The sequence below is a fragment of the Bartonella grahamii subsp. shimonis genome (assembly GCF_036327415.1).
In the GTDB taxonomy this organism is placed as follows: domain Bacteria; phylum Pseudomonadota; class Alphaproteobacteria; order Rhizobiales; family Rhizobiaceae; genus Bartonella; species Bartonella shimonis.
The window spans coordinates 1,080,584-1,094,823 of sequence record NZ_CP123961.1 but is presented as its reverse complement, the minus strand read 5'-3'; the positions used below and the strand labels follow the sequence as shown (position 1 = coordinate 1,094,823).

Below are 14,240 nucleotides of genomic sequence, written 5' to 3'. Positions count from 1 at the left end.
TTTTTATCCATGAACCCGCCGTACTGTACTGACTGAACTTGCCTCTTTTAACTGAGAAAAAATACGATTCAAATGTTTTAAATCCCAAACTTCTAGATCAATCATAATTTCTGTAAAATCTGGTGCTGTACGAATAAAAGATAAATTTTGGATATTGGCATCGTTAGCAGAAATTATTTGTGTAATTTCAGCCAAAGAACCAGGACTATTTACAACCAAAATATTCATCCGTGCAGGAAAACGTTCATTCATTTGGGCATCAATATCCCAGCGGACATCAATCCATCGTTCTGGCTGATCATCATACGCCATCAAAGCTGAAGATTGTATTGGATAAATAACGATCCCAGCCCCTGGCTGCATAATACCAACAATCCGATCTCCAGGTACTGCTCCTTCCGGTGAAAAACGTACGGGTATATCTCCACGGGTTCCTCTAATAGGCAATGCTTTAGATTGATGATTCTCGACCATTGCATTCTTTTCATTTTCTGGAACTTTAAAAATCATACCTTGAGCATTTTCAATATTAAACCAACCTTCTTCCCCAGGCTTAAAAGATGACTTTTGTACTACACGGTGATCTTGATAATCAGGATAAACCGCTTTAATCACATCAGCGGAAAACAGCTCTCCACGCCCAACAGCAGCCAATACATCCTCTACATCCTTACGTGCTAAACGTGGCAAAACTTTCTTCAAAATGTCTTTTGAAAATTGTTTTCCCATATACTCAAATGAACGCTCGAGAATACGATATCCTAAACCCGAATATTGTTTACGTACCGCTGCACGGCTTGCTCGTCGAATAGCTGAACGTGCTTTACCTGTGACAACAAGAAATTCCCATGCAGCTGGCGGAATTTGAGCGTGTGAACGAATAATATCAACCTCATCACCATTTTTTAATTTGGTCATTAAAGGCATAATACGACCATTAATTTTTACGCCCACACAAGAATCACCGATATCTGTATGAACGGCATAAGCAAAATCAATAGGCGTAGCTCCTTTAGGAAAAGCAATTAATCGGCCTTTCGGCGTAAAACAAAAAACTTGGTCTTGAAAAAGCTCAAGTTTTGTGTGTTCTAAAAACTCTTCTGGATTATCTCCATCAGACAAAGATTGTATCGTTTGGCGCAACCATGCATAGGCATTCGTTTCGCTTGATAACTTCAAAGTCGAATAATTGGAACCGTGCTCTTTATATATGGAATGAGCAGCAACCCCATATTCAGCAACTTCATCCATAGCAGCCGTTCTAATTTGCAACTCAACACGTTGTCTTGAAGGCCCCACAATTGTTGTATGAATAGAACGATAATCATTTTGCTTTGGTATAGAGATATAATCTTTAAAACGACCAGGAACCATTGGCCATGTCGTATGAATGACACCAAGAGCACGATAACAATCATTCAGGGATTCAACAATCACACGAAATCCAAAAATATCCGATAACTGTTCAAACGATAATGCTTTACTTTCCATTTTGCGAAAGACTGAATAAGATTTTTTCTGACGGCTTTTAACATCTGCTTTAATGCCATGCTCTAAAAAAAGCTTTGTCAATTCATTTTCAATTGTGGAAAGCAGGTCACGGTTGTGTTTCAATAATTCAGAAAGTCGATTGGTAATCGTACGATAACCTTCTGGATTTAAATAAAAGAAAGAAAGATCCTCTAATTCCTCGCGCATATCCTGCATACCCATACGTCCTGCAAGTGGCGCATAAATATCCATTGTCTCCTCAGCAATTCGCCGACGTTTGTCATCACGCATAGCACCAAGGGTACGCATATTATGAAGACGGTCAGCAAGTTTGACTAAAAGAACACGAACATCATCAGAAATGGCAATAAGAAGTTTACGAAGATTTTCTGCCTGTACGGCTTTCTTTGATACAAGATCAAGCTTATTAAGCTTTGTAAGTCCTTCAACCAACTTCCCAATTTCAGAACCAAAAAGCTGATCAATTTCTGCTCGTGTAGCGCTTGTATCTTCAATTGTATCATGCAAAAGAGCAACAGCAATCGTTGCCTCATCCAACCGCATATCTGTCAAAATAGCAGCAACTTCTAAAGGATGAGAAAAATAAAGATCACCTGAAGCACGCTTTTGATGTGCATGCTTTCTCATTGCATAATCATAGGCCCTATTTAAAAGAGCCTCATCTACGTCAGATTTGTAACGTTGAACACGTCCAACAAGCTCACACTGACGCATCATACGAGCATATCCTTTATCTTTTCACACCACTAATCCTTATTGAACACGTCCTATCAATAAAAGACAAGGAAAATAACAGCTTCTTACAAATAAGGTATTTTTACTCTTGTAATATAAACTGTCGCAATTAATAATCGTCACTTTTTTCTGGAACAACCAAACCTTCAATACCCGCTAAAAGCTCTTCTTCTGACATATGATCAAATGAAGTACCTTCTTCTTGCAACGATGTATTAAAAACACTTTCAGCTTCACCTGAATGAGTAATAAATTCACTTGCCATTTCTGGCTCATCTACCTCCACATGCTTTTGCAGTGAATGAATAAGGTCTTCCTTTAAATCAGCGGGCGACAATGTCTCTTCTGCTATTTCACGCAAAGCAACAACTGGATTTTTATCATTATCACGATCAACAGTAATCTGCGCTCCTTGTGAAATCTGACGCGCCCGATGACCTGCTAAAAGTACCAATTCAAAGCGGTTGTCAACTTTATCAATACAATCTTCTACCGTTACACGGGCCATTTATGCCTCTTTCTCAAACAAAAAAATTTAATAGCGGATAGAGGAGTATATACAATAATCAAAATAAAACACAAGAAAAACAACACAAACTTTTATATTTTTTGATTAAAGAACTTACTTCAGGAAATTCTTAGAAAATTTATAAAAATGTATAATCTATTTATGCTCGTTATCAAAGCTGCTCTTAAAAGCATTCCAATAGATTGGCTTCAAACAAAGGAAGGTCTTTCTTGACAAAATACTTGTCTGGAGTCTTCATCCTTTTAAAAGGAATACCAGCCGTTTAAAATTCTTTGCAATAACAGCAGCCTTATGTATACTTTTATGATAATATCTTTAATTTAAAGAGAAAACTTTTTTCTTTGAACATCGTGTGTATTGCAACTCTTATTCATTGAATAAATTACTGAAAGATTACCTCTCTTTACATAATAATTAGCAATAAGTTTATATTAAACTTTATTTATATTCATTATAGATTGTTTATTAAAACATAACTCGTCATATACGCTATAAAAGACTCAAAAAAATAGAAAAAATGATTGATGCTTAACACCATGAATAGCCAATTAACATCACTTTGCCCAGAACCACCTCAAAATTGCAATTTATGTCCTAGGCTCCATCAGTTTATTGCTGACTGGCGTGTAAAAGAACCAAGTTGGTATAACGCACCGGTGCGCCCATTCTTTCCTTATAAAGGGCTAGACACAACGCGCCTTCTTATTGTTGGGCTTGCTCCTGGATTACGCGGAGCAAATCGAACTGGACGTCCATTCACTGGTGATTATGCTGGGCACTTACTTTATTCAACTTTAAAAAAATTTGGTTTTGCCCAAGGAACCTTTGAAGAAAGAGCAGACGATACTCTTGAACTGATTGATGCAGCAATCGTTAACTCTGTTCGTTGTGTTCCACCAGAAAATAAACCCACCGGTGCAGAAATTAACACGTGCCGCTATTTCTTCTCACCTCTTTTAACAAATCTTCCCAAACTTAAAGCTGTTATTACCTTAGGCACCATTGCGCACCACTCAACAATACGTGCCCTTAATGCAAAAGTTTTAGCTCACCCTTTTGGACACGGCAAAATCAATAACATCGGCAGATTACGCATTTTTTCAAGCTATCACTGTTCTCGTTATAATACAAATACTGGACGCTTGACAGACGCCATGTTTCACCAAATTTTTCAAGCAGCAAAAACATACTTAGATCAATGCTAAAACTGTTTTAAACCAGCGCTATAAATAAAGAATATCTAAATCGCATCCGTCATCCATATCTTTTTAAAAGTCTTGCTTTTTCACGTCCCCAATCGCGCTTTTTTTCCGTTTCGCGCTTATCATGAAGCTTTTTTCCCCGCGCTAGAGCAATCTCCAACTTAACGCGCCCTCGTTCATTAAAATAAAGTTTAAGAGGAACAAGTGTCATCCCTTCACGAGACGTTGCATTAAAAAAACGTGCCATCTCACGTTTTGAAAGTAATAATTTGCGCAAACGTCGCGGTTCATGATTAAAACGATTAGCCTGCGTATATTCAGGAATATAGCTGTTTACTAACCATAATTCCCCATTCTCAAAACTCGCATAGCTTTCAGCAATATTGGCATGATTAGAACGTAAAGACTTCACTTCCGCTCCCTGAAGGACAAGACCCGCCTCAAGATTATTAAGAATTTCAAAATTAAAACGTGCTTTACGATTGTCAGCAATTATTTTCCGTACGGGCGCGTTCTTTTTTTTATTCATGGCTCTATCAATATCATTTTATGCTTTTAAAAGACCAGCATGACTGAGAGCGGCATCAATAATCTTCTTTGTGCTCTCTGTTAATGGAACAATCGGAGAACGCACAGTATCACCACAAAACCCTAATTTTGCAGCAGCATATTTAATACCTGCTGGACTAGGCTCAATAAACACAGCACGATTAAGAGGCATCAGGCGATCATTTAATTCTCGTGCTGTTTGATAATCACCACGAAAACAAGCGGCTTGAAGCTCTGCACAAAGCTTTGGAGCAACATTGGAGGAAACCGAAATACACCCCATACCTCCATGTGCATTAAAGCCTAACGCTGTACAGTCATCACCGGAAAGCTGCACAAAATCTTTTCCACACTTTTCACCTTGTTCACTAACGCGCTCAATTCTACTTGTTGCATCCTTAACACCAATGATATTGCTAAAATCTTGATAAAGGTCTTTCATCGTTTCCACAGCCATATCGATAACAGAACGACCAGGAATATTATAAATTATAATCGGAATAGAAACCGCTTTGGCAATGGAAGAAAAGTGCTTGTATAAACCAGATTGATTTGGTCTATTATAATAGGGAGTGACAACCAAAACTGCATCTGCACCAGCTTTTTGTGCGTATTGTGCAAGCTCTACAGCCTCACTTGTGCTATTTGATCCCGCTCCAGCAACAACAGGAACACGCTTTGCAACCTGCTCAACACACAATTCTATAATCCGCTTATGTTCTTCATGACTTAACGTTGCTGATTCACCTGTTGTCCCAACTGGGCTTACACCGTTAATCCCTTGTGTGATCTGCCATTCAATAAAATCACAAAACGCCTTCTCATCAATTGCGCCCTTATTATCAAACGGTGTAATAAGCGCAGTTATCGCTCCCTTGAGCATGATAAACTCCCTATAATGTTCGCTTTTATTTTTTTAATAATCGCCTTTTATAAATTTTAAATAGAGCATAATCTTGCTCTATCATTGAAGCAAGATGAATTTCAAAAAAAGCCCTCATAAGATAAAAATGGCCCTCCTTAAATTTTGCACATTTCTTTAAAATAAGCCGTCTATATTAACGCGTTTTTCATGCTTATGTTCTATAAACCCTTAAGTTTTTACAAAAAGCAAGGTCTCAAGGTCTTTTCTCTATGCGTGTATTTTCCACCTCTCTTTTCGTATCAACCTTTACTGCACTTATACTGGCAATAAAAATTTTATTTTCAAATGTATACGCGCAAACACCCCTTTTGCACGGGAAAACGCCAATCCCTTTGGTGCGCCCTACTCCCTTTACCGAAAAAGAAACTCTAGAGCCTTTTCAACAGATACACACGACATCACACAATACTGCTACACTTCAGCAACTGAAAGCTGGGCTAGATGCACTAGCAAACAACAATATTGCAAAAACAATAAATCTTCGTAATTCAATGGAAAAACATAGCCTTGATCGTCATATTTTGACATGGGCGATGGGAGTATCAAACCAGGAAAATATACCAAGTTCTGAAATATTTAATGCAATCAATATGCTAAAAGGATGGCCAGGTATAGAAGCGATGAAGTGCAATGCTGAACGTGCTTTTCTTAATGAAACCAACGTTACACGCACAATCATCCAAAAATTTTCTCATCACCCGCCCCAAACAGCACAAGGGATGGCTCTCTTCGCTAAAGCACTTATCGCAACGGGACAAACCATTCGTGCTCAACACGTTATTGCACCGTGGTGGCATAAAACACAGCTTAATGCAAAAGAAGAAATATTTGTTCTTAAAAATGCAAGCGCTGCATTAAAACCTATTGATCATTTGAAACGCATGCAGTCTATGCTGTATGCACATCGTTTTGATTCAGCAGCACGCGTTGCAAAATTAGCCCATGCTCAATCTCTTTTTAATGCTTTTGTGGCCGTTGAAAAAAATGATCCTAGAGCTACACAAAAATTAAAAGCTGCAGAGAGATCATGGCAAAAAGATCCTCTTTTTCAGTTTGCTCGAATACGCCATCTTCGACGAACAGAGCAATATGATGCAGCCGCAGCACTCATGATGAAAACATCAAAAGACGCATTCCGCCTTATGAACCCTCATTCATTGTGGAAAGAACAACGCGCCCTCTCTCGTGAAATGCTCGATTTAAACAAACCCAAAATTGCTTATCAACTCGTTACAATGCACACTGGTATAACATCTACATTAGCCATCGATGCTGAGTTTCATGCAGGATGGTACGCACTACGGTTTCTTCATAACCCTAAATTAGCAATGCAGCATTTTTCACGTATTCCTCAACTCTCTTCTTTACCTTTTTCTGCATCACGTGGATATTACTGGCTAGGACGAACAGCAGAAACGCTAGGAGAACATAAAAATGCCCAGCATTATTTTCATCGCGCAGCTCATTTTGGTGCAACTTACTACGGTCAATTAGCCGCTGCACGACTCAATCAAAAAAAGCTTAAAGTTTCCTTTCCCAAACCAACAACCGCTGAGCGACAACATTTTAGTGCACGAAAAGCGATCAAAGCAATTCAACGTCTTGAAGCAGCCGGCTATGCTGATTTTGCTAAAATTTTTTATAGAGAGCTCGGAAAAAAAATAGAAAGCCCCGGTGAATTAGCTCTTCTGGCTGTTATGGCAGAAAAAAATGGAGACTATTATACCAGCCTCAAAATTGGAAAAATGGCTGTTTTTCAGGGAAAAAATGTCGGTGCACTCTCTCATCCTCTGGGAGCTATACCAGCTTCTGCTAATATTTCTGTAGAAGAAAAATCGCTTATCTATGCCATTGCACGCCAAGAAAGCGAATTTAATCCAACTGCCATATCAAAAGCAGGTGCACAAGGTATACTCCAATTGCTTCCTACAACAGCAAAAGCACTGGCAAAAAAACACTCAATCGCATGGTCTTCTAAAAAATTCAGCAGTGATGCTCGTTATAATGCAACATTAGGGGCCCATTTTATCAATGAACAATTGGAACGTTTTAATGGATCCTATATACTAACTCTTATTGGCTATAATGCGGGGCCTCGTCGAGTCAATGAATGGATAAAACGTTATGGCGACCCTCGAGGACAATCTCTCGATAACGTCATTGATTGGATTGAGCGTATTCCTTATACAGAAACACGTAATTACGTGATGCGTGTCATGGAAAATTATGGTGTCTACAAAGCAAGACTCACTGGAAAAATAGATATAAAAACCGACCTTCTTTCTGGTCGATGGAAATAATATACCTTAACTTCCCAAATAGCATTTGAAAGCATTCATAAGAGGTGTTTTTATTCTTTTCTAAATAGTACCCACATACCCGCTTGCTTGTGATGTATAAGAAAGTAATTTTAATTAATTCGGTATCAATAAATTCGAAATGAGAGAATTATACGCTATTCGGGTTTCTTATTCCAAATACAAAATGATGAATTATCATTATAATCAACATGTCGTACAAATAGTTCATTTTTCTCAAAATAAATGGCAATATCATAGATGATTACAAATATTAAGAGAAGAGTGAAACAAATAGCGCATCCTTTTACTGTGGCTTATTAGTCAATATTCAAATCTTGTGCAACAGCATATTTTAAGACTATTTTGTTCTGCTTATAACATTTCTATACCAAATAAGAATACGTTATTATATATATCGTTTGGATTATCTCTGATAACAGAAAGACAGACTCATTGAGTTTAAAAGCCTTAAAGACAAATAATTCTCTTATACCCCTTCCCTTTTCATTCGGTTTTACAACTTTTAAATATGTTAATATCTTTATAATGGTGAAGATAAAGCTTTGCTTTTTGTTTTTCTCATTTTTACATATAAGCTTTCTTTACATATAAGCTTTCATCCTTCACACAAAACGAAGCATACAAAAATAGTATGTTTTTCTTATTTATATTCTTGTTTTATTTTAATGTTTTTAAGTCTATTTCACAACGGTGTATCTGAAAAGTACTTACGAAAATCCTCTCACGAATGGTATGCAAATCGATTAGAAACGATTAACCTTTACTTAATAAAAGCTATAGCTTTATCATCCCTTAACTTCCAATGTTGCAACAACCCTTTCATTTAGGGCATTCATAAGAAGTATATTCACTGCTTTTTAGAAGTTTTTTATCCATGCTCCCCCCTCAACTTGTGTCATAAGTAAGCGGATGGTTTTGATTGATTCAACGTCAAAAAAATGCGAACGAACTATATTTTAACTTTCATTCAAATTATAAATAATCATTATAAAACAATTATATTATAAGAAAAGCACCTCGCATAAAAATCAGCTAAATATCAGGGATACTCTGATCATTTTATTCACTTTTGATGGTGGTGGTGGCGGAAAAGAACCAACGCGTTGAAGTGCTGCCATAGCTAATCGATCAAGTTCTGGATCTCCAGCAGAAGCGACAACACGGCTAGAAAAAATGCTTCCCTGCTCATGCACCCTAAATTCTAACTTCACCGTTCCTTTTGCTCGGCTAGTACGATGTCCTACAACATAATTTTTTTGCTTTTCTAATTGTGACTGTACCTTTGCTAACCACTCCATTAACAACATATCTTCAAGCCCTGCGGTACTGCCGCTCTTTCTGGCGGTCACTGAACGTACGGCCTTTACAGGTAGCTGCTTTACAACTGTCTTTGTCCTTGTTTTTTTTTCAAATATTTTATCTTTTAATTTTTGAGGAAGGGGTTCTTCCAAAGACTTTAAGTCATCTTGTTCTACCATATGCTGAGGTTCTTCCGATTGAACTTCATCCACGGGTTCCAATATCTCTGGATCTTGCTCAGCAAGATCTGGCTGTAATCGTTCTGATTTTGTGCTGACACTTGCTAAATCTGTATCATGATCTGGATTCGACGAATCTATATCAGCATCCAGATAGAGCCCCTCTTGGGCAAGCGTTAGCATAAGCGTCGCCGAGAGCATACCATTAGTGACGCCAGTCTTTCGAAAATAAAACTGTGCTCCCAATACTATATGCAAAGAAAGAGCGCAGAAAAATGCACAAATCCAAAGAGTTGATAACTGCCTCGTGTTTGTAAAATTCATCGTTTTTTTCCGCTATTCTTTAAGTGCAATATTGATATTTCCTCTCATTAAAACAAGCTATTTTGAAATTGCAACTTTTTTCTTGACTGATTTTATCATGTTTAATATGGTCTCCCCGTGGTTTTATATTGTTAAATCATTCCTGCTTGGTTAGCTAATTTTTGATAGGGTTAGGTCAAGCATTTTTACGGGCATTTTTATATGTAAAATTTCAAGCTTAGAGAGGGGATGTTTTTAAAAAAGGTTATAATGTGTTATGCGAATAAGACGAAAAAATATCCATAAGAGCTGTGTGATTTTAGGTGTGTTATCGGTCTGTATACCTTCATTTGTTTTTGCACAAAACAGCGATAAGAGTGTTGTGACTGAGCTCAAACCAATCCTTATTAAAGGAAAAAAAATAGAAAATTCTTCAAATTCAATAACCATTCTAACTGATCGTAAAAACAATAAGAATATTGATGAAAAACAAATAACTGATGTTTATGATGTGAGTCGTCTTAATCCTTTTGTCTCTTATAATTCGGAAAATAATAGTTTCATTATTCGTGGTTTAGATGCAAACCGTGTTCTTACGACAATGGATGGTATTTCTCTTCCATGGCTTAATGATATATTCCGTGGTGGAGGTGGAAACACAACTTTTGATTTCAATGCTCTTTCTACGTTTGATACTATTCAAGGATCAGATTCTAGTCTTTATGGTTCTGGCGCCCTGGGAGGAATAATTGCTCTGCGTACCCTTAATCCTGAAGACCTTATCATGGAAGGAAAGAATTGGGGAAGCCTTATAAAAGGTGGTTATCATTCTGTTGATAATAGTTGGCGCGTCGATCAAGCTCTTGCTGTGCGCAATTACCAAACACTTTTGCTTTTCCAAGGGTCTTATGTAGAAGGTCATGAGCGCAAAAATATGGGAACAGTGGGGGGATATGGAGAACGCACGCGTAAAAACCCCTCTCACTTTGACAAAAATAACTTGCTTTTTAAAATTCATCAATATTTGAGCGATAATCATCGGCTTGGTTTTACTGCAGAGCGTTTTGGTCATAATAGTAACACACATGCATTAAATTCGTCTAAAAGATATGCTCCTGGTTCCGTTTATGAACGGGATAATAAACTTCGTGAGCGTTTTTCTCTTTCTTATGATTATAATGGTGATGGTGATGCAGTTCTTGATGCGTTTAGTGGGCTGCTTTATTGGCAAAGGCAATCAAGTCATTACGTTATGACTGGCGTTCGTGTTTCAGCCCCTAAAGGGGATTATTTGAGAGATAATTTTTTACGTAATATCAATTACGGTTTCAATGCTGATGCACTTAAAAAAGTGGATTTTGGCACTGTAAGCCATACGTTAAAGTTTGCAACGAATATTTCGTCATCTAAATTTCATCACTATTTGTTTGGTAAAGACAATTGTCATATAAAAGAATACGCTCAAGGATGTCTTTTTGTTCCTGCTAATCGATCAGATTCACCAGACACCAATGGTTACAATTTGGGTTTTGCTTTTGAAGATGAAATTGGATTCGTTGATGATCGTTTTCGTGTAACGCCGGGAATCCGGTATGATTGGTACAAATATGTTCCTCAGAAAACATCTTCTTATGAGAAAGCTCTGCTTTCTGACAAATTTCCTCCAGAAAGAGATGGTTCACGTTTTTCTCCTAAATTACGCATGGAGTGGGATGTTCGTAATCAAGTTACGCTCTATGCTCAATGGGCACAAGCTTTTCGTGCACCACGTATTTCAGAGCTTTATGTCTCTTATATAAAACCCCCTGCTTATTACGTGAAAGGAAATCCTGACCTTCAACCAGAAACGAGCAATGGGTATGATGTGGGGCTACGCTATGGAAATGTAAATTTTGGTGGTTCCTTCAATGCCTTTATCAACCAATATAAGAATTTCATAGATACCGAGGATAGAGGACCATCAGAGGAGTTCAAATTTGCGCGTCGGCATTACATGAATCGCTTCCGCGTGCAAATTTTTGGTGTTGAAACAAAAGCGCATTTAGTTCTTAAAAATGGTTTTCATAGCAATATTGCTCTTTCTTATTCACAAGGAAAAGATCTTGATAAAAAAGAGTATCTTAACTCAATTCCTCCTTTGAAAACAATTATCGGATTAGGATATGCAAAAGAAGTTTGGGGAAGCGATGTTATACTTACTGTAGCAGCCAAACGTGACAAAATAGCTAAAGCATCTGATTACCAAAAAAATCCAGGATACCATGTCGTTGATATGACAGGGTGGTGGAAACCATTCGGTGAAACGGGACCTATTCTAAGAGCCGGTATTTATAATCTGTTCAATCAAAAATATTGGAATGTTTCAGATCTTCCTTCCGGTGAAAGCTCAACACCGAAGGATTATTATAGTCAGCCTGGTCGCAACTTTAAAGTTTCGTTCGTGCAAAAATTTTAGTCACTTTTGTTAACCATTAGATCAATTAAAGAGGTTATATCGATAAAGAATAAATTGTTGCGTTTCTGTTCTGATTGTTCTTTGAACAACAAATTTTGATGTTTTTGCTTTAACTCTTTGTAATTTATCGGTTTTTATTGTTCTACTGTTGATAAAATCAGGGCTTGTTTGGTGGTGGGTTGAACCATTAATTGATAGTGGTTTGACTTACTGCCTTTGAGTTGTAAAATTAGACAATTAACCTTCAAACAGGTAATATAAGGATAAGCCCATGTCATACACAGCCGAAATGATTATTCGCTTGCGTGAAGAAAAAAAAGAGATGCGTAACCGCGATTTCGCGGCCTCTATTGGTATATCTGAAGCAGAACTCATTGCGGCTTATTGTACAATTGGAAAAGCAAAAAAACTACGTGCTGATGTCGCTACTCTCTTGGAAAATGCTCCTAAACTTGGGACAGTTATGGCATTAATACGGAATGAAAATGCTGTTCATGAAATAACAGGATGTTTTGAAAAGATTGTTCAAAGCCAGCATATTCCGATAACACTCGGTGAAATTGACTTGCGTATTTTTTCAAAACAATGGAAGTTTGGTTTCGAGCATGACGTGACTATTCTCGAAAGACCTATGAAAAGTCTGCAATTTTTTGATCAATATGGCATTGCTATTTTCAAACTCTATTCTAAAGACGCAACAAATATGGAAGAGTGGGCTGCACTTGTTGAAAAGTTGCTTCATGACGATCAATCACCAGTACTTGATATTTCTCCCGTTCCTACTCCAGTACAATGTGATACAGCAAAGCTGAATGTTGAAAAGTTTCGAGATCGTTGGCGACAGATGACTGATGTACATCAACTTCATGGGATTATTTCTGAACTGAAAATTAATCGACACGATGCTGTAAAACATGCCGGAAATGAATTTGCCGATGAGTTAAAAATAGAAGCTGTTGAGATGATGCTCAAACAAGTTGCACAAGAAGAGTTACCAATTATGTGTTTTGTTGGTAATAAAGGATGTATCCAAATTTTCACTGGGCAAGTAAAGAACATTAAGCAAATGGGACCTTGGCTTAATGTTCTCGATCAGAAATTTCACCTTCATTTACTCGTTTCTGGGATCAATAAAGTATGGCGTGTTCGCAAACCTACGATTGATGGGTATGTCAACTCTCTTGAAGTTTTCGATAAAGATGATGAGATGATTATTCAATTCTTTGGCGTACGCAAGGAGGGTCAAAAAGAACGTGAAGATTGGCGCTCTTTATTGAATGGTTTACCATCGTGCCAAGAAAACAGCAGTAACTAAGATAAGGTAAGGTCGGACATGTTTATATCTCTTTTGCATAGATTATCAAACCTTTTTCTTATGTGTTTACTGTTCTCTCTTATCTGTTTTTCTAAACAAGTGATTGCTGAACCCACAACCCGTTTTCCTGAAAATGCTCGAATTGTTTCTATCGGCGGAGCACTTACAGAAATTGTCTATGCATTGGGAGCCCAAAATCAACTTGTCGCCCGTGATAGTACAAGCGTTTACCCACAAGAAGCGCTCAAGCTTCCTGTGCTTGGATATATGCGTTCTCTTTCGCCTGAGGGTGTTTTATCACTTGCCCCAGAGGGCATATTGCTTGTTGAAGGAAGTGGTCCTGCTTCAACAATTGATATTCTCAAAAAAACATCAATACCTCTGGTGATCATACCAGAAGATTACTCCCGTGAAAATGTAGTAGAAAAGATTCGCCTCGTTGGCCAAGCTATCCATCGGGAAGTGCAAGCCGCTGCGTTAATTGAAAAGTTGAAGCGTAATTTTTTAGATAACGATGCGCTTTTGGCGAAAGTAATAACACCGAAGCGTGTTCTTTTTGTTTTCTCTGTGCAAAATGGACGCGTCATGGCATCTGGAACAGGTACTGCAGCTGATAGTATGATAAAACTTTCAGGTGCTATCAATGCCATCACCGATTATAAAGGATATAAACTTCTCAACGGCGAAGCGTTATTGAAATCAGATCCCGATGTTATCTTACTTGTAAAACATGGAGCAAGATCAACCAGCATTGATAAGATTTTAGCCATACCTGCAATTCAAGCAACAACTGCAGCAAAAAATCATGCCATAAAACAGATGGATGCTATGTATCTTTTGGGATTTGGTCCACGCACTGCAGATGCATCAAGAGAGCTTATTGAGATACTTTATGGTGCAAATTAAAATGGTAAAA

The 14,240-nt window shown here is 37.7% G+C and carries 10 protein-coding genes; 5 read left to right on the top strand and 5 right to left on the bottom strand.

What is annotated here, in order from left to right:
* Positions 1 to 3: 3 nt before the first annotated feature.
* Complete coding sequence (locus QHG57_RS04785; RefSeq protein WP_330167348.1) at positions 4 to 2,229, bottom strand: RelA/SpoT family protein; 2,226 nt, start codon at positions 2,227 to 2,229, stop codon at positions 4 to 6.
* Positions 2,230 to 2,356: 127 nt separating this feature from the next.
* Positions 2,357 to 2,755 (bottom strand): DNA-directed RNA polymerase subunit omega, encoded by a 399-nt coding sequence (gene rpoZ / locus QHG57_RS04780; protein ID WP_273723642.1) that lies wholly within the window; start codon positions 2,753 to 2,755, stop codon positions 2,357 to 2,359.
* 557 nt (positions 2,756 to 3,312) lie between these two features.
* On the opposite strand from rpoZ, the gene QHG57_RS04775 reads away from it, so the two are divergent.
* Entirely contained in the window at positions 3,313 to 3,981 is a 669-nt protein-coding gene (locus tag QHG57_RS04775) for a uracil-DNA glycosylase (RefSeq protein WP_330168811.1), read from the top strand.
* 49 nt (positions 3,982 to 4,030) lie between these two features.
* Here the strand turns inward: QHG57_RS04775 and smpB are convergent, their stop codons facing one another.
* Together smpB and dapA are read right to left on the bottom strand one after the other, a co-directional pair.
* On the bottom strand, positions 4,031 to 4,507 hold the full coding sequence (gene smpB / locus QHG57_RS04770; protein WP_012231306.1) for an SsrA-binding protein SmpB: 477 nt from the start codon (positions 4,505 to 4,507) through the stop codon (positions 4,031 to 4,033).
* Between the two features lie 18 nt (positions 4,508 to 4,525).
* The gene (dapA, locus tag QHG57_RS04765; RefSeq protein WP_330167347.1) at positions 4,526 to 5,410 is read right to left on the bottom strand and encodes a 4-hydroxy-tetrahydrodipicolinate synthase; all 885 of its coding nucleotides are present in this window, start codon (positions 5,408 to 5,410) and stop codon (positions 4,526 to 4,528) included.
* Positions 5,411 to 5,661: 251 nt separating this feature from the next.
* On the opposite strand from dapA, the gene QHG57_RS04760 reads away from it, so the two are divergent.
* A complete protein-coding gene (locus QHG57_RS04760; protein ID WP_330167346.1) occupies positions 5,662 to 7,752 on the top strand; it encodes a lytic transglycosylase domain-containing protein in 2,091 nt (696 codons plus the stop codon).
* A gap of 1,049 nt (positions 7,753 to 8,801) precedes the next feature.
* On the opposite strand, the gene QHG57_RS04755 is transcribed toward QHG57_RS04760, so the two are convergent.
* A complete protein-coding gene (locus tag QHG57_RS04755; protein WP_330167345.1) occupies positions 8,802 to 9,575 on the bottom strand; it encodes an energy transducer TonB family protein in 774 nt (257 codons plus the stop codon).
* Positions 9,576 to 9,831: 256 nt separating this feature from the next.
* Between QHG57_RS04755 and QHG57_RS04750 the strand changes: the two genes are divergently transcribed.
* The 3 genes from QHG57_RS04750 to QHG57_RS04740 all read left to right on the top strand — a co-directional run bounded on the left by QHG57_RS04750 (position 9,832) and on the right by QHG57_RS04740 (position 14,230).
* Positions 9,832 to 12,009, top strand: a complete 2,178-nt coding sequence (locus QHG57_RS04750) for a TonB-dependent hemoglobin/transferrin/lactoferrin family receptor (RefSeq protein WP_330169570.1) — start codon at positions 9,832 to 9,834, stop codon at positions 12,007 to 12,009.
* Positions 12,010 to 12,280: 271 nt separating this feature from the next.
* Positions 12,281 to 13,324, top strand: a complete 1,044-nt coding sequence (locus tag QHG57_RS04745) for a hemin-degrading factor (RefSeq protein WP_330167343.1) — start codon at positions 12,281 to 12,283, stop codon at positions 13,322 to 13,324.
* A gap of 18 nt (positions 13,325 to 13,342) precedes the next feature.
* A complete protein-coding gene (locus QHG57_RS04740; protein WP_330169569.1) occupies positions 13,343 to 14,230 on the top strand; it encodes a heme/hemin ABC transporter substrate-binding protein in 888 nt (295 codons plus the stop codon).
* Positions 14,231 to 14,240: the final 10 nt, after the last annotated feature.